This window comes from Clostridium bornimense (genome assembly GCF_000577895.1).
Lineage (GTDB): Bacteria > Bacillota > Clostridia > Clostridiales > Clostridiaceae > Clostridium_AN > Clostridium_AN bornimense.
Genome location: NZ_HG917868.1, coordinates 821,575 through 845,488, shown reverse-complemented (window position 1 = coordinate 845,488; position 23,914 = coordinate 821,575). Strand labels below are relative to the sequence as shown.

At 29.1% G+C, this 23,914-nt stretch carries 16 protein-coding genes and 1 other annotated feature; of the genes, 3 read left to right on the top strand and 13 right to left on the bottom strand.

The features are described 5' to 3' along the window. Positions 1-61 precede the first annotated feature (61 nt). Positions 62-1,354: a bifunctional folylpolyglutamate synthase/dihydrofolate synthase gene (locus tag CM240_RS03780; protein WP_044036604.1), complete on the bottom strand. Its 1,293-nt coding sequence runs from the start codon at positions 1,352-1,354 to the stop codon at positions 62-64. Between the two features lie 192 nt (positions 1,355-1,546). On the opposite strand from CM240_RS03780, the gene gltX reads away from it, so the two are divergent. Beyond that, positions 1,547-3,205, top strand: coding sequence for a glutamate--tRNA ligase (gltX, locus tag CM240_RS03775; protein WP_044036602.1), 1,659 nt, complete (start codon positions 1,547-1,549; stop codon positions 3,203-3,205). 407 nt (positions 3,206-3,612) lie between these two features. On the opposite strand, the gene CM240_RS03770 is transcribed toward gltX, so the two are convergent. Beyond that, positions 3,613-4,065: a GNAT family N-acetyltransferase gene (locus CM240_RS03770; protein WP_044036600.1), complete on the bottom strand. Its 453-nt coding sequence runs from the start codon at positions 4,063-4,065 to the stop codon at positions 3,613-3,615. A gap of 150 nt (positions 4,066-4,215) precedes the next feature. On the opposite strand from CM240_RS03770, the gene CM240_RS03765 reads away from it, so the two are divergent. After that, positions 4,216-4,578, top strand: coding sequence for a hypothetical protein (locus CM240_RS03765; protein ID WP_044036599.1), 363 nt, complete (start codon positions 4,216-4,218; stop codon positions 4,576-4,578). A gap of 161 nt (positions 4,579-4,739) precedes the next feature. On the opposite strand, the gene CM240_RS03760 is transcribed toward CM240_RS03765, so the two are convergent. From CM240_RS03760 to CM240_RS03750, 3 genes are all read right to left on the bottom strand, one after another. Further along, the gene (locus CM240_RS03760) at positions 4,740-6,398 is read right to left on the bottom strand and encodes a glutamine--tRNA ligase/YqeY domain fusion protein (protein ID WP_044036597.1); all 1,659 of its coding nucleotides are present in this window, start codon (positions 6,396-6,398) and stop codon (positions 4,740-4,742) included. Positions 6,399-6,474: 76 nt separating this feature from the next. Beyond that, positions 6,475-9,123, bottom strand: coding sequence for a valine--tRNA ligase (locus CM240_RS03755; RefSeq protein WP_044036595.1), 2,649 nt, complete (start codon positions 9,121-9,123; stop codon positions 6,475-6,477). 130 nt (positions 9,124-9,253) lie between these two features. After that, positions 9,254-9,469: a binding site (T-box leader), on the bottom strand. A gap of 41 nt (positions 9,470-9,510) precedes the next feature. Continuing rightward, the gene (locus CM240_RS03750; RefSeq protein ID WP_044036593.1) at positions 9,511-13,803 is read right to left on the bottom strand and encodes a 2-hydroxyacyl-CoA dehydratase; all 4,293 of its coding nucleotides are present in this window, start codon (positions 13,801-13,803) and stop codon (positions 9,511-9,513) included. 209 nt (positions 13,804-14,012) lie between these two features. Here CM240_RS03750 and CM240_RS03745 point away from each other — a divergent pair, with 209 nt between their 5' ends. Further along, on the top strand, positions 14,013-14,375 hold the full coding sequence (locus CM240_RS03745; protein WP_044036591.1) for a tetratricopeptide repeat protein: 363 nt from the start codon (positions 14,013-14,015) through the stop codon (positions 14,373-14,375). Between the two features lie 397 nt (positions 14,376-14,772). Here the strand turns inward: CM240_RS03745 and CM240_RS16710 are convergent, their stop codons facing one another. The 8 genes from CM240_RS16710 to trpB all read right to left on the bottom strand — a co-directional run bounded on the left by CM240_RS16710 (position 14,773) and on the right by trpB (position 23,914). Beyond that, positions 14,773-15,915, bottom strand: a complete 1,143-nt coding sequence (locus CM240_RS16710; protein WP_051483666.1) for a transglutaminase-like domain-containing protein — start codon at positions 15,913-15,915, stop codon at positions 14,773-14,775. A 2-nt stretch (positions 15,916-15,917) separates the two neighbouring features. Then, positions 15,918-16,709 carry a recombination regulator RecX gene (recX, locus tag CM240_RS03735; protein WP_044036590.1) on the bottom strand — a complete coding sequence of 264 codons (792 nt, stop codon included), beginning with the start codon at positions 16,707-16,709 and terminating at the stop codon, positions 15,918-15,920. Next, positions 16,702-17,961, bottom strand: coding sequence for a M16 family metallopeptidase (locus CM240_RS03730; protein ID WP_044036588.1), 1,260 nt, complete (start codon positions 17,959-17,961; stop codon positions 16,702-16,704). The genes recX and CM240_RS03730 overlap by 8 nt, the downstream gene beginning before the upstream one ends. A gap of 106 nt (positions 17,962-18,067) precedes the next feature. Next, on the bottom strand, positions 18,068-19,651 hold the full coding sequence (locus CM240_RS03725; RefSeq protein WP_044036586.1) for a glycoside hydrolase family 57 protein: 1,584 nt from the start codon (positions 19,649-19,651) through the stop codon (positions 18,068-18,070). Positions 19,652-19,669: 18 nt separating this feature from the next. After that, positions 19,670-20,131, bottom strand: coding sequence for a DUF4912 domain-containing protein (locus CM240_RS03720; protein WP_044036584.1), 462 nt, complete (start codon positions 20,129-20,131; stop codon positions 19,670-19,672). 240 nt (positions 20,132-20,371) lie between these two features. Further along, positions 20,372-21,754 (bottom strand): citrate/2-methylcitrate synthase, encoded by a 1,383-nt coding sequence (locus tag CM240_RS03715; protein ID WP_051483665.1) that lies wholly within the window; start codon positions 21,752-21,754, stop codon positions 20,372-20,374. A 209-nt stretch (positions 21,755-21,963) separates the two neighbouring features. Further along, positions 21,964-22,728 carry a tryptophan synthase subunit alpha gene (gene trpA, locus CM240_RS03710; protein ID WP_044036582.1) on the bottom strand — a complete coding sequence of 255 codons (765 nt, stop codon included), beginning with the start codon at positions 22,726-22,728 and terminating at the stop codon, positions 21,964-21,966. Continuing rightward, on the bottom strand, positions 22,712-23,914 hold the full coding sequence (gene trpB / locus CM240_RS03705) for a tryptophan synthase subunit beta (RefSeq protein WP_044036581.1): 1,203 nt from the start codon (positions 23,912-23,914) through the stop codon (positions 22,712-22,714). Before trpB ends, trpA begins: the two co-directional genes overlap by 17 nt.

The following is a 23,914-nucleotide window of genomic DNA, read 5'->3' as shown; positions in this document are numbered from 1 at the left end:
GAAAGGATCTGTGGCACAATAAATTAACAGTGTGCTTCAGACCCTTTTTTCATTTATATTATTAAATACTTCTATTCATTATAGTCTTTCTCATATCCCCTATCATATATAAAGACCCACAAATCAATATCATATCATCGTCATTAGATATATCTTTTGCATATTTAAAAGCTTCTTCATATTTATCAAAAGCAGTGACTTTCTTATCACTTATTTTTTCTATTTTTGACTTTAACTCATTAGCACTCATTGCCCTAGGGGAGTTAGGTGTCACTGTTATTACTTCTTCAGCACTTGGAATAATTTTTTCTAACATATGCTCTACATCTTTATCTCCTAATATTCCTAGTATTAATGTTAAATTTGAGTAAGTAAAATATCTTTCTAAACTTTCTTTTAACTTCTCTATTCCTCCTAAATTATGTGCTCCATCCAATAAAATATATGGATTATTATGTATTACTTCCATTCTACCTTTCCATATAACATTTTCTAAAGCTACTTTGACATTATTATTAGTAATTTTATATCCTAAGTTTCTAAGTAATTCTACTATTTTCATAACAACTGAAAAATTCGTTATTTGATGAGTCCCTAATAAAGATAACTTATATTCTTCATCATTGTATCTAACAACTTGATATATTCTTTTTTCTTTACTAACTCCAATAAATTCTGCATCATTAAATCCTACAAAATTCACTTTACATTTTTTTATCTTTGCAATATCAACTATAGCTTCTTTCGCTTCCTTTTCCACAGGATACAAGACAAGAGGAACACCTTCCTTTATAATTCCAGCTTTCTCTGTAGCTATTTCCCTTAGTGTATTGCCTAATATACCAACATGATCATAAGAAATTGATGTAATTACTGTTAGTATCGGATCTAAAATGTTAGTTGAATCTAATCTTCCTCCTAGTCCAACTTCTATTACTGCTATATCAACATTTTCTTCATAATAGTATAAAAACATTGCTGCCGTAATTATTTCGAACTCCGTAGGATCACCTAGCCCCTCACTCTCTACTTTTTCCACAGCCTTTGATACTTTTTCTACTATAATACACAATTTTTCTTTAGGTATGTTAACTGAATTTATTTGTATCCTTTCTTCAAACTCTTCTAGAAAAGGTGATGTATATAATCCTACCTTATATCCAGATTCCTTTAATATTTCTGCCACCATAGCTGATGTTGATCCTTTTCCATTAGTCCCAGCTATATGTATACATTTAAGTTTCTTATGTGGATTTCCTAAATATTCAAGAAGTCTTCTTGTTCTTTCTAACCCAAAATTCATTCCAAATTTTGCCGTATTATGTATATACTCCATCGTTTCTCTATAATTCATAATTTTTCTCCAGTCCTATATATTTACTCACTAACTTTATTATAATATTATTATTCCACATATCAACATTTCATTTAAGAAATCTATTCTATTTACATTGATAATTACTATAGTTATAATAAAATAGAATTTAGTATTACATATAAATTTATAATTAGCTTATTTACAATAGATTTATGAAGGGATGATATTATGAGTTATACTGACTTAGCTAATACAATATTTAAAGATATTACTCTAAGTGCTGAAGATTATTTGAAGAAATATCCTAAAAGACAACTAAAAGAAGGTGCTAAAGTAGTAAGATACGCTCCTAGCCCAACAGGATTTCAACATATTGGTGGAATCTTCACTGCTTTAATAAATGAAAGACTAGCTTCTCAAAGTGATGGTATATTTTATTTAAGAATAGAAGATACAGATCAAAAAAGAGAAGTAGCTGGTGCTATTGAAGATACTATAAAAACTATGGAAAGTTTCAACCTACACTTCAATGAAGGTGTTACTGGTGAAAATACTGAAATAGGAAATTATGGACCGTATAAACAAAGTGAAAGAGGTAATATATATAAAGCTTTTGCAAAAGTCTTAGTAGAAAAAGGATTAGCTTATCCTTGTTTCTGTTCTGCAGAAGAATTAAATGCTACTCGTGAAGAACAAACTGCAAATAAAATTACTCCTGGTTATTATGGTTCTTATGCAAAATGTAGAGATTTAGACCCTAGCGTCGCTATCAAACGTATCAACAATGGAGAACCTTACATATTAAGATTAAAATCTCCTGGAAATATAAATAATAAAGTTGAGTTCCATGATTTAATAAAAGGTGATATATCTTTCCCTGAAAATAATGTAGATATTGTAATAATAAAATCTGATGGACTTCCTACTTATCATTTTGCTCATGCTATAGATGATGCATTAATGGGAACAACAGATGTAATAAGAGGAGAAGAATGGCTATCATCATTACCAATTCATGTTCAATTATTTGATGTATTAGGCTTTGACACTCCAAACTATGCACATATTCCAACTATCATGAAACAAGATGGTGGTTCTAAGAGAAAATTAAGTAAAAGAAAAGATGCTGAAAGTGCTGTTTCATATTATAGAGAAGAAGGTTATCCTGTAACATCTGTTATAGAATATCTTTTAAATATAATAAATTCTACTTTTGAAACTTGGAGAGAAGAAAATCCTACTTTAGACTACAGAGAATTTGAAATTTCTTTAGATAAAATGAGTAAAAGTGGTGCTCTATTTGATATAGTGAAATTAAATGATGTAAGTAAAAATGTTATATCAAAGATGAAAGCTAGTGAAGTTTATGATAACTACTTAGCTTGGAGCAAAGAATATGATACTGAAATGGCTGATCTAATATCAAAAGATAAAGATTTTGCTACTGCTATATTTAATATTGATAGAGAAGTTCCAAAACCAAGAAAAGACTTTGGTAAGTGGTCTGATGTTAAAGAAAAAATATTCTATTTCTTTGATGAATTATTTAACAAAGAAACAATAGAAAATATAGAATTACCTAAATCTTTAACAATTGAAGCTGCTAAAGAAATTATTAAAGAATATATGCCTATTTTAGACTTAAATGGAACACAAGAAGAGTGGTTTGCAGCTCTTAAAGAAAAGGCAATAGAAATGGGGTATACTGCTGATAGAAAAGCATTTAAAAAGAATCCTGAAGCATTCAAAGGAATGGTTTCTGATGTTGCAGGTGCTGTAAGAAGTGCTATTACTCATAGAACTAATACACCTGACCTTTATGCTATAATGCAAATCTTAGGTAAAGATAAAATTATTGAAAGATTCGAAAAGTTTATAAATAACTAAGACTTAATCTTTATGAAGAAGAGGCTTTCGCAATAACAAATGAAAATTTGTGAGCGAGGTCTCTTTTTTGATTCTCAATTCACGATTCACAATTCTCAATTGTGGTGGAAATTCCTCTGAGGAATTTCTTAAATTTTAAGATATGTTAACAATGTTTTTTATTAAAACTAGCTTTATAAAATTAATTGAATTTGTTACATAGTCTATACAAGAGATAATGAAAGTTTCACTTTCATTTATGATATTTAATATACCACTACATAGTTGCCATACGGAAATGCAAATTTTCATTTGCTGTCCGCAGGACTACAATATTTTCACCACAGGTGAAAATTAACATTAATTGCGAATTGCATTTTGTGAATTGTAAATTATCTGGTAGTCTCTTTATTATTTATTTTCTTAACTCAAATTATCTTCTTCATACATATAGATTCATCATTGCCAATATACTGACCAAAATTATTAATAACCTCAAATCCTAGCTTTCTATACATCTTTTGAGCACCTTTCAGAGCCCTTCCTGTTTCTAAAATAAGATTTTTATATCCCTTTTTTAAGGCTACTTTTTCAATTTCATCCATTACAGTTTTCCCAAGTCCATGTCTTCTTGCGTTTTCTTTCACATACACTCGTTTTACTTCTGCAGTAAACTCATCATATCTTTTAAATCCACCACAAGCTAAAACATCACTTTTATCTGTAATCAAAATAACATCATGTATATCTTCAAGGGTATTATATCTGTTATATTGATCTTGTTGCTTTTCTTCTCCAATTATATTATTCAAATACTTATCAAGTTCACAACAAAGATTTTCGAATCTTTTATCTTTTCCATCTGTATGTATTATTCTCATTTTATCCACTTCTCCTATTTATTGTAATATATGATATTGTACCACTAAAATTTTGTAATTATCAATTTATATACGAATTATTGAATTACATGTATGTTTATTTGTTTTATGGATATAATTACAATATATAATTAATTTGTTAAATTGGAGATGATTATCATTAATATAATAAAAAAGAATTTTTTATCTTTTGCAATAATGGCTAAAGAGTTATGTCATAACTTAACTAAAGAAAATAGAGCTACTGTTTTTGTTGCAGAACTAAAAAAGACCCTTAATAAATTTTGTTTAATTTTAGATAATCTAGATACTAAAAATAAAACTACTTCAGAACTTGATATTCTTCAAGAAGCTTTAAAAGAAATAACTAAATCTCAATATCTTATAGAAATTATGACTTATACAGAATACATTGATAAAAGCAATGGATTATTACTATTATCTAAAGCAAATAACTTGTCTCAATCAATTAATGATTATTTATACCCTGTAAAAAAATCGGCAACAAACTGAGGCAGTGCACAAGACAAGGCACAAGTATGAGGGCACAAGGCACAGGTTAACTGCTGTTATATATTATTAATTGTAACATTTACCAAGTATAAAACTCTGTCGTTTCTTAGAAATAAAAAAGGACTGAAATTCAATAATTTATTGAATTTCAGTCCTTTGTCTTATAACTTAAATGAACTCTTTAATGATACTATTCTATTAAATACTGGTTTTTCTTTTGTTGATAATTTAGAATCTACATTAAAGTAACCGTGTCTAAAGAATTGGAATGCATCTCCTTTTTCAGCTGATAATAAACTATCTTCTATTAATCCTTCTTTTGATACAAGAGAATTTGGATTTATCTTCTCTAAGAAGTGTTTATTTTCTTCTTCCTCTTCTTCTGAATCTAAAATAAGTGGTTCATATAATCTAAACTCGGCTTTAGCACAATGTTTAGCACTAACCCAATGTATTGTTCCTTTAACTTTTCTTCCTGTAAATCCGCTACCACTTTTAGTTTCTGGATCATAAGTACAATGTATTTCTGTTACATTTCCATCTTCATCCTTAATAACTTCATTACACTTTACAAAGTATGCTCCCTTAAGTCTAACTTCATTACCCGGGAATAGTCTAAAATATTTCTTTGGAGGATTTTCCATGAAATCTTCTCTTTCAATATATATTTCTCTTGAAAATGGTACTTTTCTCTTATCAGAATTTTCATCATGAGGATTGTTCTCTATTTCAAGAATTTCTTCTTCACCTTCTGGATAATTAGTTATAACTAATTTTAATGGATCTAAAATTGCCATTGTTCTTGGCGCTTTTATATTTAAATCCTCTCTTACAAAGTAATCAAGCATAGCAGAATCTACTGTTGATGCTGCTTTTGCTACACCTATTTCCTTACAGAAATTTCTTATAGCTTCTGCTGTATATCCTCTTCTTCTAAGACCAGCTATTGTTGGCATTCTAGGATCATCCCAACCATCAACTATACCTTCATCTACTAGTAATTTTAACTTTCTCTTACTCATAACAGTATTAGTTATATTTAATCTTGCAAATTCATATTGCTTTGGTACATATTCTGTTTCACATTCTTTAATTATCCAATCATACAAAGGTCTATGATCTGCAAATTCTAATGTACAGATTGAATGAGTTATACCTTCATGAGCATCTTCTAAAGGATGTGCAAAATCATACATTGGATATATACACCATTTATCTCCAGTATTATGATGTGTAGCATGAGCTATTCTGTATATTATAGGATCCCTCATATTTATATTAGGAGACGCCATATCTATTTTAGCTCTTAAAACTTTCTCTCCATCCTTATACTTTCCATTCTTCATCTCTTCAAATAATTGTAGATTTTCTTCTATGGTTCTATTTCTATAAGGACTTTCTTTCCCCGGCTCTGTAAGTGTTCCTCTATAATCTCTTATTTCTTCTGGTGTCAAATCACATACATAAGCTAATCCTTTTTTTATAAGTAATATAGCTTTTTCATACATATAGTCAAAATAATCTGATGCAAAGAATAAATTATCCCAATCATAACCAAGCCATTTTACATCTTCTTTAATTGACTCTACATACTCTGTATCTTCTTTAACAGGATTTGTATCATCAAATCTTAAATTTGTTTTTCCACCAAATTCATCAGCCACTCCAAAATTTAATATTATTGATTTTGCATGACCTATGTGAAGATAACCATTAGGCTCTGGTGGAAAACGTGTAACTATTTCTTTATATTTTCCGCTTTCTAAATCATTGCTTATTATCGTTTTTATAAAATTTGAAGACTTGTTTTCTTCTGCCACAAATATCAACCCCTTAGCTTTTGAATAAGGGGGCTGTTTGCACTTTAGAGTACAGCCCCTCTTCTTATTGTATTTTCTATTTTTGTAGTGCTTCAAGCCTTTCTACTACAGCTTTATACATTTCTTTATACTTTTCACCTTTAGCTTTTTCTTCTGCAACTACTGCCTCTGGTGCCTTAGATACAAATCTTTCATTAGATAACTTCTTTTCTACTCTATCTATTTCACTTTGAAGTTTATCTTTTTCTTTATTTAATCTTTCAAGTTCCTTTTCAAGATCGATAAGATCTAATAATGGCATATATAATTCTGCTCCTGATGTTACAGCTGTAACTGAATTTTCTGGTGCATCATCTTTAGAACTTACAAATTCAACTTCTGAAGCTGAGCCTAACTTTTCTAAATAGATTATACCTTTTTCAAAAGCTTCTTTTTCATCAACAGTATAGATTGAAACTTTAGCCTTCTTTGATGGTGGTACATTCATTTCTGCTCTTACATTTCTTAAGCTCTTAATAGCTTCTATAATCAAGTTCATTTCTTTTTCAGCATTTTCATCTACTAAATCTTCTGTAAATTCTGGCCACTTAGAAATTGCAATTGATTCATACTCACAATTTAAGTGACTATATATTTCCTCTGTTATATATGGCATAAATGGATGAAGTAATTGTAATCCACCAACAAGTACTTTCTTAAGTACGTTATACGCTACACCTTTAGCTTCTTCATCTTCTCCCCAGAATACTGGTTTAACAAGTTCAATATACCAATCACAGAATTCAGTCCACATAAAGTCGTAGATTTTTTGTGCTGCAATACCTAAATCAAATTTCTCAATGTTTTCTGTAACTTCTTTTGTTAATCTGTTGAATCTATCTAATATCCACTTATCTGCTAATGAATAATTAGTACATTCTTTATATTTATTCAATAATTCTTCATCTAAGTTCATCATTACGAATCTAGATGCATTCCATATCTTATTAGCAAAGTTTCTTGCTGCTTCAACTTTTTCCATCTTAAATCTAATATCGTTTCCTGGAGCATTACCAGTTATAAGCATAAAACGTAATGCGTCTGCCCCATAAGTATCGATAACTTCAAGTGGATCTACACCATTTCCTAAAGATTTACTCATCTTTCTACCTTCAGCATCTCTAACTAAACCATGAATTAATACATGCTTAAATGGAGTTTCTCCCATATTGTTTATTGATGAGAAGATCATTCTTGCTACCCAGAAAAATATTATATCGTATCCTGTAACTAATACATCAGTTGGATAGAAATATTCTAAATCTGGAGTCTTTTCTGGCCATCCAAGAGTTGAGAAAGGCCATAATGCTGATGAGAACCAAGTATCTAAAACATCATTATCTTGTTCAATATTAGTTGAACCGCACTTACAACACTTAGTAGCATCTTCTACTGATACTGTTAATTCACCACAATCTTTACAGTACCATACTGGTATTCTATGCCCCCACCATAATTGTCTTGAAATACACCAATCTTGGATATTTTCCATCCAGTTGAAATAAATCTTATCAAATCTTTGAGGTACAAACTCTGTATCACCATTTCTTACGGCTTCTATTGCTGGTTTTGCTAATTCTTCCATCTTAACATACCATTGTTTTGATATCATTGGCTCTATTACTTTACCACATCTATCATGAGTTGATACATTATGAGTATGATCTTTAACTTTAACTAAAAGTCCTGCTTCTTCAAGATCCTTAATCATTTCTTTTCTTGCATCATATCTGTCCATACCAGAATATTTTCCGTAACCTTCTACAATTTTACCATCTAGTGTCATAACACTGATTTCAGGTAAATTGTGTCTTTTACCTACTAAATAATCGTTAGGATCATGAGCTGGAGTTATTTTAACACATCCAGTTCCAAATTCCTTATCAACATAATCATCGGCTACTACAGGTATTTCTCTACCTACTAAAGGAAGAATTAATGTTTTACCTATAAGATGTTTATATCTTTCATCTTCTGGATTAACAGCAACAGCAGTATCTCCTAATAGTGTTTCTGGTCTTGTTGTAGCTATCTCTACAAATTCATCACTATCTTTAACTGGATAATTTATATGCCAGAAGTGTCCTGCACTTTCTTTATATTCTATTTCTGCATCTGATAAAGCAGTTTGACAGTTAGGGCACCAGTTAGTTATTCTGTTTCCTTGATAAATAAGTCCTTCTTCATATAACTTCACAAAAACTGTTTTAACAGCTTTATTTAAATTTTCGTCCATTGTAAAGCATTCTCTAGTAAAATCCGCTGAAACACCTACTCTTTTAAGCTGATTTCTTATAGTATTTCTATACTTATCAGTCCATTCCCATACTTTTTCAAGAAATGCTTCTCTTCCCATTTCTTTCTTTTTAAGTCCTACTTTTAATAATTCATTTTCAACTTTAACTTCAGTTGCAATAGATGCATGATCTTGACCTGGAAGCCAAAGTGTAGAATAACCTTGCATTCTCTTAGTTCTTATTAGTACATCCTGTAATGTATTATCTAATGCATGACCTAGATGTAATTGGCCTGTGATGTTTGGTGGTGGCATGATTATTGTATATGGCTTTTTATTTTTATCTACCTTTGGAGTAAAAAACTTCTTTTCTTCCCACCACTTATATATTCTATCTTCAAAAGATTTAGGATCATAAGTCTTTGACATTGAAATATTCTTTTCTTCCATACTATTACCTCCGCTTTTAGTGCACAGTGTACAGTGCATAGTGCACAGTTACTACATAAATAGAAAATGACACTTTACACCTTACACATAACACGGTTTTGATTTATGTGCAAAAAAACGCGCATAGCTCCAAAAGGACGACTATGCGCGGTACCACCTTAGTTCTAAAATAATAATTTTAGCTCTTTTATAATAACGGTTATTTTCCGTTTCTGACTACTTCTGATTCACCAGAAAAACTCCGAAGCTACCTTCATGAACACTTTACTAAGAAATCTCCCAGCTTATAAATTTCTTTCTCTTTATAGTAAGTAATTTCACTACTCCTCTTCATCTTAGTTTATCTATTAAATTATAATATTAATTATAAACAAAGATTTACTATTGTCAAGATAATTGACCTTGTAATTGATTTTTATCTATGTTCTCTTTTGGTGAAATAGCATTATCAATACTTTGCTCTTTATCCATATTTTTAAATGCTGCTGACATCATAAGCTTAATTCTATTTAATTGGTTTACCTCTGATGCTCCTGGATCATAATCTATAGGTACTATATTAGCAAGTGGATAATGTCTTCTAAGCTCTTTAATCATTCCCTTACCTACAACATGATTTGGTAGACAAGCAAAAGGTTGCATACATATTATATTGTTAACTCCATCATCTAATAATCCCATCATCTCACCTGTAAGGAACCAACCTTCTCCTGTTTGATGTCCAAGAGACATTATTTTTCCTGCTTTATTAGCTAGTTCTCCAATAGTATGTGGTGCTTTAAATCTTTTACTTTTCTTTAATTCTTCTTTAACTATTTTTCTATGATGCTCTAAATATTTTATTACTACATCTCCTGTAAAAACAGATAGTAGTGATGCATCTAAACAGCTATGCTTAAATTTACTATTTTCAGCACAATACATAAAGAAATCTAAAAGTTCAGGGACTACAGCTTCTCCGCCTTCTTTTTCAATTATATCTACAGCATAATTATTTGCTACTGGATGGAATTTAACAAGAATTTCTCCTACAATTCCTACCTTAGGCTTCTTAATATCTAATAATTCTAATTCATCGAATTCTTTTACTATATTACGTACATTATTCTTAAATACTCTACTATTTCCATCTTCAACATTCTCTTTAACTATTTCAACCCACTTATTATATAACCTATTAGCTGCACCTTTTTCTTTTTCATATGGTCTTACTTTATATAATACATTCATAAATAAGTCTCCATATACCAATGCCATCATAGCTCTTTTTACCATAGGTAATGTTATCTTAAATCCTGGGTTATCTTCTAATCCAGCAGCATTTAAAGATATAACTGGTATTTGATCCATATGAAGATCTGCTAAAGCTTTACGTAAAAAGGCAATGTAATTTGAAGCTCTACATCCTCCCCCTGTTTGGGTCATAATAAGAGAAATATTATTTAAATCATAGCGTCCACTTTTTAATGCTCTTATCATTTGTCCTATAACTATTATTGCTGGATAACAAGCATCATTATTTATGTATTTTAGTCCTTCCTCAATATCTGCCTTTTCTACTTCTTGTAGAATCTCCACATCATATCCTGACTTATCAAAAGCAGGTTGTAAAAGTTGAAAATGTATAGGTGACATTTGTGGAGCTAAAATTTTATGGGTCTTTTTCATTTCCTTAGTAAATCGCACTCTTTCTTTAGGTTTCTTAATTACTATCTCATTATCTTGTCCATTTTCTCTTTCTTTGATTGCTGCTTTAAGAGATCTAATTCTTATTCTAATAGCACCTAAATTGCTTCCTTCATCAATCTTTAATAGAGTATATATCTTATTTCCTCTACTTAATATTTCTTGTACTTGATCAGATGTTACAGCATCTAATCCACAACCGAATGAAGTTAACTGTATAAGTTCTAGGTCCCTTCTAGTTCTTACAAAAGCTGCTGCTCTATACAATCTACTATGATAAGCCCATTGATCCATAACTCTAAGATGTTCATTTAAATTACCTAAATGAGCTACTGAATCTTCTGTAAGTACTGCCATTCCTTCAGATGTTATTATCTTTGTAAGTCCATGATTTATTTCTGGATCTACATGATATGGTCTACCTGATACAACAATACCTTTTATATTATTTTTTTCTATATACTTTAAGGTTTCTTCACCTTTAGCTTGTATATCATTTTTTACTCTTATTAACTCTTCATATGCTATATCTACTGCATTATTTATATCCTTTTCAGATATATTAAATTCACATAAATCTTTATATAACTGCTTCTTTATAGATTTCTTTGAATTTAAATTTACAAAAGTATACTTGAAATTAATATCTTTATCTCTTAACTCTTCAATATTATTGTTTATAACTTCTGGATAAGAAGTTACTATAGGACAATTATAATGATTATCAACATTTTCATACTCTTTTCTTTCATATGGTATTGAAGGATAAAAAATAAACTTAACTCCGTTTTCTATCAAATCCATTATATGCCCATGAGTTATTTTTGCTGGATAACATACAGATTCCGAAGGTATTGTTTCTATTCCTTTTTCATATATTCCCTTTGATGACCTACTTGAAAGTTTAACTGAAAATCCCAATTCTGAAAAGAATGTATGCCAAAACGGATAATCTTCATACATATTTAAAACTCTAGGAATACCTACTACACCTCTTGTACACTTTTCTTCCTCTAATGGCTTATAGTCAAAAATCTTTTTATACTTATATTCATATAAATTAGGTATATCTAATTTATTTTCACTATTTCCAAGGGGCTTTTCACATTTGTTACCAGATATAAATCTTCTTCCATCATTGAAAATATTGATAGTTAGCATGCATTTATTTCCACAGCCACCACAATGAGTAAACTTCTTTTCCACAGAAAATTCACTTATTTCTCCTTTTGATAACAAAGTAGTCTTTTTCCCTTGATATCTTTCTTTAGCTATTAATGCGGCACCATAAGCTCCCATAAGTCCTGCTATGTTAGGTCTCACAACATTTTTACCTAATGTAATCTCTAACGCTCTAAGAACCGCATCATTTAAAAATGTTCCACCTTGAACGATAACCTTTTTCCCTAATTCTTCAGGATCCTTAATTTTTATAACTTTATATAATGCATTCTTAATAACTGAATAAGCTAATCCAGCGGAAATATCACCTATTTCAGCACCTTCCTTTTGAGCATGTTTAACTTTTGAATTCATAAATACAGTACATCTACTTCCTAAATCTACTGGATTTTTCGCTCTAATCCCTACTTGCGCAAACTCTTCTATATTCATAGATAATGATGTAGCAAAAGTTTCTATGAAAGAACCACAACCTGATGAACAAGCTTCATTAAGAACTACTGACTGAACTATGCCATCCTTAACCTTTATTGCTTTCATATCTTGTCCACCTATATCTAAAATAAACTCTACTCCATCTAAGAATCTACTAGAACCTTTATAGTGGGCTAAAGTTTCTACTTCTCCTTCATCAATTTTTAAAGCATTTTTTATTAATGATTCACCATATCCTGTTACTGCTGAATATACTATATTAACATCACTTGGCAAAATATCATATATTTTTTCTATTTCTTTAAGTACTAGTTGTAAGGGTTCACCCCTATTATTATCATAAAAAGAATAGATAATATTTCCTTCTTCATTAATTAATACAATTTTAGTTGTTGTAGAACCAGCATCAATTCCTAAATAGCAATTTCCCTTATAGGAATCTATAGGCATAAATTCAACTTTATCCTTTTCATGTCTAGATTTGAACTCATTATATGCTACTTCATCCTTAAAAAGCGGTTCTAATACGTTATCATGATGTATAACACTATCACTATTTTCTAGCTTAGATATTAATTCTTCTAAATTTTCTACTTTTGCAGTTTCAGAAGCTAATGCGGCCCCCATAGCAACAAATAATTGAGAATTCTCAGGCAACACTGTATTTTCTTTAGATAAATTTAATGTTTCTATAAATCTAGCTCTAAGTTCAGATAAAAAATACAAAGGACCACCGAGGAAAGCTACTTTACCTTTAATAGGCTTTCCACAAGCTAAGCCACTAATTGTCTGATTAACTACAGCCTGAAATATAGATGCTGCTATATCTTCTTTTGCTGCACCTTCATTAATTAATGGTTGTATATCTGTTTTAGCAAATACACCACACCTAGAAGCTATTGGATATATAATTTTATGTTCTTTAGCTAGTTCATTTAAACCCATTGCATCAGTTTCTAGTAAAGATGCCATTTGATCTATGAAAGCACCGGTTCCACCTGCACAAGTTCCATTCATCCTTTGTTCTAATGTGGATCCAAAATAAGTTATTTTAGCATCTTCTCCCCCTAGTTCTATTGCTACATCTGTATCTTTTATATATCTTTCAACAGTATTAGTACATGCAATAACCTCTTGTATAAATTCTACATTTAATATATCTGCTATTTCTAATCCACCTGATCCAGTTACATTAACTTTTACATTTTTATTTTTAATTTTATCATAGGTCTCCTTAAGAACATTTATAGTTGTAAGTTTAATATCTGAATAATGTCTAGTATATTTACTAAAAATAACATCATACGAAGAATTCAATACAACTACTTTAACTGTAGTAGAACCTACATCTATACCTAATCTCAAATTTTTATTCATTACTAGTCCACCCCTTAAATACTGCCACTTGTTATAAATATTACCCATATACTCAGTGGTGCTTATTGAAATTCATTATAACATGTTTTTAAGTATATACACAATAATACCATATTTTCAATATAATAAATTACGATTATCTAATATCTGTGAATTAAAAATTCTATTTTGTCCATAATTTAAATATAAATTCTATCAAGGAGGTATATATGAATTATTTTGATGAAGGAAATTTATATTATGCAAAAAAAGAGTACAAAAAAGCTCTATCTTTATATGAAAAAGCTTTCGAGATAAGAGAAAATGAACCAGATGCATTATATAATGCTGCTGTTTGTCATATAAAACTCAAGGAATATACTGATGCAATAGAACTATTAAATAAAGCTTTAGCTCTTAAAATTGATTCTAAATACTATTTTAATTTAGCCTATTGTTATGCTCATTCTCTTAATAACAAAAAAGCCTTAGTTTATTTTAATACTGCATGGGCACTAAATCCTGAAGATGAAGATTGTGATAAAGCTATAAATTTAATTTTAAAGAAACTAAGAAAAGAACCAACAAATTAGTGACAGTGCACAGTTCACAATTATCAGTTCACAGTAAAGGTTAATTTTCCCCTGTAGGGAAAATATTATAGTCCTGCGGACAGCGAGTTTAGCTGGGGTAAGTAGCTTATGTAATTATGAATTAAATATGATATACATGAAAGCAAAGCTTTCATCAGTCCCCTGTAAATCAGTATCACAATAATAATTCTAATTATAAAATAAGTCTTACTCCCAACTTAATGCATCCCACTTATAATCTAAGAAATTCTACAAGAATTTCTACCATTACTGTGCACTGTGCACTGAAAACTGTGTACTAAAAGAGGCTCTCGTCAACAAATTTCCGTTTGTTATTACGAGAGCCTATTTTTTTATTCTATATCTTTTATTAAAACTTTATATTATAAATTATTAATTACCACTGACCAATAACTGATTCCTTTATATGATCTTTATCGAAATTATATGAGTCAAAATAATATCCACTGACAGCAAAAGTAGTATCTACATTTATCCACTTATCTTCATCTTCTAAATATACTTCATTCCAAGCATGAGGTGCCCATTGAGTTCCTGTAAAGCCTTGTCCCGTTACAATTCTTGATTTTATATCTATAGCTCTACAAAATGATACTAATAAACAAGAATAATCAAAGCATACTCCTTTTTTGCTATTAAAAGCAGTTATTGCTCCTGAATCATTTACATAATTCTCCTCCATTATATTGCCGGCTTTTTCATAATCATATTTTATATTAGAGCTTATCCACATATATAATTTTTCAACTTTATCTCTATCACTTTTCATATTTTTAGTTAATTCAACAGCAAATTCATCTATATCATTATTAGATTTTATTCCATCTTCTATAGTAACTCCATTATATAATGTAATATCTCCTACATTAGAATCATTTCCAATTACCTTAAAAGAATTATCTAATATTGTAGGAATATATTTAAAAACATATGATGTAGATACAGGAGAAACTACTTTTGTATTAATTTTATTATATATTATACTATCATCAACCAATTGAAGTATTTTATTATTAGGAACCAATACACCACTTATACTTATAAGAAATACAGCTATTATAGTAATTATTATGCTTTTCGGTACTGTAAATATCATTCCTAAGAAAAATCTAATACTACGATTTTTTTTTCTGATTTCTGTATTTGCACCATCAATAACATTAAATATTAACCTATTATTAATGAATCTCATAAATACTATAAATATATTTATAATAAAAATGCTTACTACCACATACAAAAAAATAATTGTAATTTTCGGCACATTTCTTATGATGCTTCCTATATCATTATTTAACTTACTTGAAATTTGATTAACTATCTCCATATAATTAGGCATTATAAATTTTTTGCCTAAAATAATAGTAATAACTAAACTTAAAAAAAATATTATTGTATTTTCAAAAGATATTATATTCCTTTTCAGATTATAGGACGAATATCCAACTACAATTCCCTTTATAATTGAATACATAAATATTACTATTATAAGCAGATCAATTAGATTAATATTTCTCATATTCACCTCTCATTTGCTAAATCATTAACTACCTCTTTCACCTTATCAAAGTCATATCCCTTGGATAATAAATAAGTCATTGTTTTATTTTTATCTTTAACCTTTAAATATTTTTTCTTCGCTAAATCCTTCATTTTATTGTCATTTTCATCAGTAAGAAAATCTTCTTTATTACAAATACTTTCTACTATACTTTTCACTAAGTTACTAGAATACCCTTTTCTCATTAAGAAATCATATAACTTTCTATAGGCTTTTAAGTATGTCTCTTCATTTCTAATTAACGATTTATATTTATTTTTAGCTAATTCATAAGCTCCAACTTCTTCTTCTTCCTTATTAGAATTCTCATATACTTTATCAATGATATTTTTCTCTATTCCTTTTTGAATTAATTTATTGTAAACATACTTATATCCATAAGTCTTTAATTTTTCCTTCAAGTACCTTTCTACATATTCATTATCATTTATAAAATTATAATTACGTAAAAATTCTATGATTCTGTCTATAGTCTCTTCTTCATATTCTTTATCCAATAATTTTTTTCTAACTTCGCTTTCTGTTTTATAACTTCTTTCTATGTATTTTAATGCAGTTTCTTTTCCTTTTACATAGTTATCTTCTTTTATTATTTCTGACATTAACTCCATATCAATATTACCTTTTATTTTTAAATGAAATTTATATATTATTTCATTTGACACAGCAAAAGCAAATTCGTTATCTATAAAAATATTTGATCTTTCCTTATTCTTTTTACAAAGCTCAATATTAGTTATTATATTATTCATATCTATCACTTTCCTTTGGAAGTAAAATATGTATTGTAGGATTTTTGAATACTTTAACTCCAACATTATATATATCTTCTGCATCTATATTTTCTATATCCTTCATATCATCAACAAATTGATATAACTCTTCATTATCTAATGCTTGATGAAGTACATAGTTACTTATGTCTGTAACATCTTCTAAAGTTGATACTACCGCTGTCTTAAGAATTTTTTTCATTATATCTATTGTCTTCTTATTGAACTTTATCTCTCTATTGTTAATTTTTTCAATACATTCATCAATAGTACTCATAGCTTCATTTATATTTTCTTTATTAGTTGTTGTATAAATATATAACGTCTTTATAGATTTAGACATATTCATTTCAGAATATATTTCATAGGCCAATCCCTTATTTTCTCTAACTTCCCTAAATAATATAGAATTATTTGAAGATCCTAATCTATGCTCTAAAATTTTTAAAGCTAACTCTTCTTTTTTATTTAAATTATGAAATGTATATAAGTACAAGATAGATCCTTGTTCAATATCATTTTTGTAACTTCTCTTTGTCAATGGCTTATTATCTTCTATAATAACCTCAGGATGAATTACTTTTTTATAAATCCATGTATTAAAATACTTTTCAACTAATTCTATTACTTCATTATGTTCCATTGATGATGCTATAGATATACAAGAATTAGAAGGTACATACCATCTGCTATAAAATTCTATTAAATCCTCTCTTTTTAATGCCTTTACTCTCTTTTCATCTCCTATAATTTCATACTTTAAAGGACTTCTATTAAAACCATACTTATTTATTTTTATAAATGATAATTCTTCTATATCGTCCCTAGAAGATCTAAGCTCTGACAATATTACTTCTCTCTCTTTTTCCATTTCAGCTTTAGGAAAATTACTATTAATAATCATATCCCCTAATAATTCTAATGCTGATTCTGCTTCCTCTTTAAGTGCTGTTATATTGTATACTGTAGAACTATATTCTGTATAAGCATTATACTCTCCACCTAATTGTTCAAGCTCATCATTTAATACCTTATTTGTTCTATTTTTAGTACCCTTAAATAGCATATGTTCAATAAAATGACATATCCCCTTCTCATTATTTGCTTCATATATAGATCCAATCTTTACCCCTAAATTTATTGCAATTAAAGAAGTTTCTTTCTTTATAGATATAACTTTCAATCCATTCTTTAAAATAGTTATTTTTGTATCAAATAAATCTTTAATAATAATCTCTCCTTTAAATTATGTAAATTACGCTTAGCTTTATTATATAGAGTTTAATTACAAATAAAAAGTCCTCTAGGGACTTTTCATTTTCTTTTATTATATAAGATTACTTTGATTTATATAAAGTATAGTCTATATTTTTAAATATATTATCAATCTTCTCCATGTTATTTAACGATTTCTCTTCTATAGCTTTCTTTGTTAAATCATCATATAACTTAGAAAATTTATTTATATGACTATTAATTCTATTAACAGCATATTTAACAGTTGTATTAGTAGTTATTATAAATGGCCAATCTGAAGATTCTGCAAGCATCAACTCCCTAGCTGCCTGATTTAAAGCTCTTCTTTCTATATCTGATGGTCTATCAAAAGTATTAGCTAATCTAGTCATAGCAACTTCACATTGATGTAACTCTTTATATATCCAATCATTTCCCTCATTTAGCCATACAGAATAATCACCATCAGCTCCCCATGATGATGGCGATGGTGTAGAACACTGGATACTTGGATATTTATTTATATATTCCCAAGGAGTAATTAACTGATAATTCGTCCAATCCTCACATGATTTTCTCATAAACTTTTCTATAAATTCTGGTCCTTCAAACCACCAATGTCCAAATAATTCTGTATCATATGGACATGTTAAAATAGGTGCAACATCCATATTCCTAGATAGTTCTTCAATTTGATCATTCTTAGAATGAGTGAAATGGTTAGCATGACTTTCCACTTTATTCATTGCCCATTCTCTATTATATATATCTTTGTTCTCCGTCTTACCAGTTATCCTATGATATTTTATACCTGTATCAATTCGTATTCCACCTGCATTTATATAGGGACCAATATAATCCTTAGGTAATTCAAAACCTATATCCCTATAAAATTCTCTGTAATCAACGTCTCCAGGATATCCAGCAAATGAACTCCAGACTTGGTGAGATGATTCCTCATCTCTACCAAAAGCTACAACTCCATTAGGCGTTACCACAGGTGCTGCAGTTCCATACCTTGGTCTAGGTGACCCATATTGTATTCCTTTACTCTCACATATAAAATATTTTATTCCTAAATCTCTTAGATAACTTTCCAATTTATATGTATATGCACATTCGGGAAGCCAAATTCCATTTGGCATCTTTCCCATATGTTCATAATAATTTTCCACTCCAGTAGTTAATTGAGCTTTTACAGTTTCCTCATTAATTTCTAATAATGGTAATAAAGCATGAGTAGCTGAACAAGTTATAATCTCTAAATTTCCACTTTCACTAAATCTTCTAAAACCATTTAAAATTCTTCTATCATATTTATTGTATATTTCTAATAGCTCAATAAACCTTTCATTATAAAAATATGCTACTGCATTCATTTTTTCATCATTTTTTGTTCTAACAATTTCTTTTTGTGTAAGCTCTATTAATTTTCTTAAATGTTTAAAATATCTCTCATTTAAATATTCATCCTCTAACATCTCCATAAGAGGTGGCGTTATTGACATAGTTACCTTAAAATCTATTCCTTCATCTAATAAATTTTCATAAACCTTCAATAAAGGCATGTAACACTCAGACATTACTTCAAAGAGCCATCTTTCCTCTAAAGCATCATTTATATCTGGATGTCTTACAAATGGTAAATGTGAGTGCAATACTAATGCAACATATCCTTTTTTCAATCTCATTTCCTCCTTATTCTAATTAACCTTACTTATAGATTCTTTTGATAAATTTGATACTATTTCCTTAGACAATATATCTTTTGCTTCCTTTAATCTATAAGAAATATCTGAATATACTATGTTAGTATCCCATGATTCTGAATTCCTTGGAATTGAAATAACATTAGATCTAGCCAACTCTACGAATTTACCATTTTCAAGAACCCTTCCCAACTTCACAAATGCATCTATTCCCTGCCTACAAGGATGTATGTACCAACTATCTGCAAATGAATGTATATAAATTGATTCTCCCTCTATAAACGTATCTCCATTACTATAATATAACTTTAAAATTGGACTAGAACTATTATAACTATTATCCCCATATCTTCTATTAAAGCTTATTATTGTTGCCGGAGACACTATAAAATACGTAAAAATCGTCTCAGCATTCTGAACTAATAGAATAATTCTAGTACTATAATCTTTAATCATAATATACCCCCCTTTTCTTCATAGGCCTCAATATCGATTATATAGTAATTGGAAACTTTTGTCATTAGATTTGTTAATTTTTTCCTATTTTTTTCTTTTAATATATTTCATTTCAGAAAACCTTGGGGGAAAATTCACAATTCATAACATATCTAATGAATTATTAAGAAAGCTAGAATAAACCGAAGAAAGGACTGAATCACAAATACTTGTAATTCAATCCTCTTCTATTCTTAATATTTATTCTTTAGGCAAAAATGTATAACATTGATCTTCGTCTCTATCTTCCATTTTTTCATAACTTACATTTTTTCTAATTCCCTTGTAGGCAGGTCTTATAATTTTCTTTTCAGATACAATCTGCTCAAGTCTATGTGCACACCATCCTGCTACCCTAGCAGTAGCAAATAAAGGTGTATAGAGTTCTACTGGTATATTTAGCATATCATATACAAATCCTGAGTATAAATCTACATTTGTAGCTATATTCCTTCCTCTTTCTTTAAAAATTTTTTTAGTTACTTCTTCTACATTTCTATAAATATTAAATTCATCTATTCTACCTTTTTCTTCTGCTAATTTAAATGCTTGCTTTTTTAATAGTACTGCTCTTGGATCTGAAATAGTATATACAGCATGTCCCATACCATATATTAACCCTGTTTTATCAAATGCCTTCTTATCTAAAATTTTTCTCAAATAATTTTCTATCTCTTCTTTATCTTCCCAATTAGATACGTTTTCTTTTATATTTTTCATCATAGCCATTACTTTTATATTAGCTCCACCATGTTTTGTTCCCTTCAAAGAACCAACAGCCGCAGAGATAGCAGAGTACGTATCTGTTCCAGCAGATGAAACTACATGGGTAGTAAAGGTAGAATTATTTCCACCACCGTGTTCTGCATGAATTACTAAAGCCAAATCTAAAATTTCAGCTTCACTTTTAGTAAACTGATTGTCTGGTCTTATCATATATAATATATTTTCAGCTGTACTTAATTCTGGCCTTGGTATATGAATGTGAAGGCTTTTCTTATCATAATAATGTGATTTTGCTTGATATCCATATGCAATCATACATGGTATCCTAGCAATTAACTCAATACTCTGTCTTAGAACATTCTTAACAGAATTATCATCTGGATTAGTATCATATGAATATAATACTAATATACTTCTTTGAAGTTTATTCATTATATCCTTACTTGGAGCTTTCAAAATCATATCTTCTGTGAAACCATTTGGTAAACTTCTCGAATTCTTAAGCATATCTTTAAATGCTTCTAATTGATTACTATTAGGCAGACTACCTAATAATAATAAATAACAAACCTCTTCAAACCCAAATCTATTTTCCTTTTGAAATCCTTCTACTATTTCGTTTAAATCGATACCGCGATAACTAAGGGTTCCTGGGACTGGTTTTCTTTCATTATTAACAACTTCGTAACCTTGTACGTTTCCTACCTTTGTTAATCCAACTAAGACTCCTGTTCCATTATTGTTTCTAAGACCCCTTTTAACATCATATTTATCATATTCTTCTTGCTCAATTATACTATTATTTTTCGCTATATCCGAAAATTCTTCTAATGACTGCAAGTTAAAAATATTAAACATATTTTAGCCCCCCTTTTTTTAGAATAACCCCCAATATTTAATTTATTTTATCACAATATAGTAAAATATTAAATATCTTACGATAAATTAAGGTATTTATGATAATTTAAAATTTTCTTTTAAACTTGAAAGAGGCTGTAAGCACCATAACTTAATAAACTTCTTGCTTCAGCCTCTTTATTTATATAATTTTATAACATTAAGTAATTCTAGTGCTTTAAGCTTTTTATAAGCTTTTCTAATTCATCATAATTTTCTTCTTCTAATAATCTAACAATCTTTGTTCCTATTATTAATCCATCAACATCATTATATATATCATCTACTTGCTCTCTACTTGTTACACCAAATCCTAAAGCTACTGGTAATGATGAAATTTTTCTTATTTTTCTTACATAATCAATAGTAGATTGTGGATAACGTTCTCTTTCCCCCGTAATACCAAGCACACTTACTGCATATAAAAATCCATTACTAATTTCACATAAATTTTTTACTCTTTCTTCTGATGAATTTATTGATACTAGTGGTATAAATTCTATTGAGTATTTTTCTAAATATGGTTTAACTAAATCTATTTCTTCAAGTGGTAAATCAGGAATTATAATTCCTTCTACCTTAAGTTCATCACATTTCTTAAAAAATTCTTCTAATCCATAACATACTACTGGATTTATATATGTCATAATAACTAAAGGAATATTTACCTCTTTTCTTACTTCTTCTATTATATGAAAAACATCCTTAACTGTTATTCCATTTTTTATAGCCTTAGTAGCTGCCGCATAAATTACATCACCATCGGCAAGAGGATCCGAATATGGAACTCCGACTTCTATTATATTGGCACCTACTTTAGCTAAAAATTTTATATCTGATATTGTTTTTTCTACTGACTTTTCTCCACACATAACATATGGCATTACTGCTTTTTCATTCTTAAATGCATCTTTTATTTTAATTATATTTGTCACCTAAAATCACTCCTATTCTCTCAACATCTTTATCTCCTCTACCAGATAAGTTAATTACTATAATTTCATCTTTCTTCATCCTCTTTGCAATTTTAAATGCCAATGCTACAGCATGTGCAGATTCTATAGCAGGTATAATCCCCTCTTCTCTAGTTAATATTTCAAAAGCCTCTAATGCCTCATCATCATTTATTGGTTCATATATTGCTCTCTTTGTATCTCTTAACATACAATGTTCTGGTCCTACACCTGGATAATCTAATCCAGCTGATATAGAATACGGCTCTTTAACTTGTCCATTTTCATCTTGAAGAAGATACATTTTAGAACCATGCAATATTCCTTTAGTACCTTCTGCTAATGTAGCTGCGTGCTCTCCTGTATTTACACCTAATCCACCAGCTTCTGCTCCATATAACTTTACAGAAGTATCTTCTATAAATGGATAAAACATTCCTATTGCATTACTTCCTCCTCCAACACAAGATACTATTGCATCAGGAAGCCTGTTTTCCTTCTTCATTATTTGTTTTTTAGTTTCTTTTCCTATTACACTTTGAAAATCTCTAACCATTTCAGGAAATGGATGTGGTCCTAAAGCAGATCCTATTAAATAGTGAGTGTCATTACAATGTTCAGTCCAATATTTTAATGCTTCATTAACAGCATCTTTTAATGTTCCATTTCCTTTACTTACTGACACTACTTTAGCACCTAATAATTTCATTCTAAAAACATTAAGTTTTTGTCTTTCTACATCAACTTCTCCCATAAATACTATACATTCAAGATTTAATAATGCTGCTGCTGTTGCTGCTGCTACTCCATGTTGTCCTGCTCCAGTTTCTGCAACAATTTTATTTTTCCCCATTCTCTTACAAAGAATAGCTTGTGCCAATGCATTATTAATTTTATGAGATCCTGTATGATTTAAATCTTCTCTTTTTAAATAAAACTTTACCCCATCAAACTTTTTAGTTAAATTAGCGCAAAATGTTAAAGGAGATTCTCTTCCTACATATTCCTTGAAGTAATATTCTACTTCCTTTTTAAATCCTTCATCTTCTTTCATTTCATCATAAAAATCTTTTAATCTCTTAACTTCACCTACTAATGTTTCTGGTACGAACCTCCCACCAAATTCTCCAAAATATCCACTTTTATCTGGATAGCAATAATTACTCAT

Excerpts from the sequence above, each read along its gene's own strand:
- gltX (WP_044036602.1), top strand. The coding sequence starts at position 1,547 with ATGAGTTATACTGACTTAGCTAATACAATATTTAAAGATATTACTCTA.
- CM240_RS03755 (WP_044036595.1), bottom strand. The coding sequence starts at position 9,123 with ATGGAAGAAAAGAATATTTCAATGTCAAAGACTTATGATCCTAAATCT.
- CM240_RS03770 (WP_044036600.1), bottom strand. The coding sequence starts at position 4,065 with ATGAGAATAATACATACAGATGGAAAAGATAAAAGATTCGAAAATCTT.
- recX (WP_044036590.1), bottom strand. The coding sequence starts at position 16,709 with ATGAATAATATAATAACTAATATTGAGCTTTGTAAAAAGAATAAGGAA.
- CM240_RS03765 (WP_044036599.1), top strand. The coding sequence starts at position 4,216 with ATGATTATCATTAATATAATAAAAAAGAATTTTTTATCTTTTGCAATA.
- trpB (WP_044036581.1), bottom strand. The coding sequence starts at position 23,914 with ATGAGTAATTATTGCTATCCAGATAAAAGTGGATATTTTGGAGAATTT.
- CM240_RS03715 (WP_051483665.1), bottom strand. The coding sequence starts at position 21,754 with ATGTTTAATATTTTTAACTTGCAGTCATTAGAAGAATTTTCGGATATA.
- CM240_RS16710 (WP_051483666.1), bottom strand. The coding sequence starts at position 15,915 with ATGAGAAATATTAATCTAATTGATCTGCTTATAATAGTAATATTTATG.
- CM240_RS03745 (WP_044036591.1), top strand. The coding sequence starts at position 14,013 with ATGAATTATTTTGATGAAGGAAATTTATATTATGCAAAAAAAGAGTAC.
- CM240_RS03780 (WP_044036604.1), bottom strand. The coding sequence starts at position 1,354 with ATGAATTATAGAGAAACGATGGAGTATATACATAATACGGCAAAATTT.
- CM240_RS03750 (WP_044036593.1), bottom strand. The coding sequence starts at position 13,803 with ATGAATAAAAATTTGAGATTAGGTATAGATGTAGGTTCTACTACAGTT.
- CM240_RS03720 (WP_044036584.1), bottom strand. The coding sequence starts at position 20,131 with ATGATTAAAGATTATAGTACTAGAATTATTCTATTAGTTCAGAATGCT.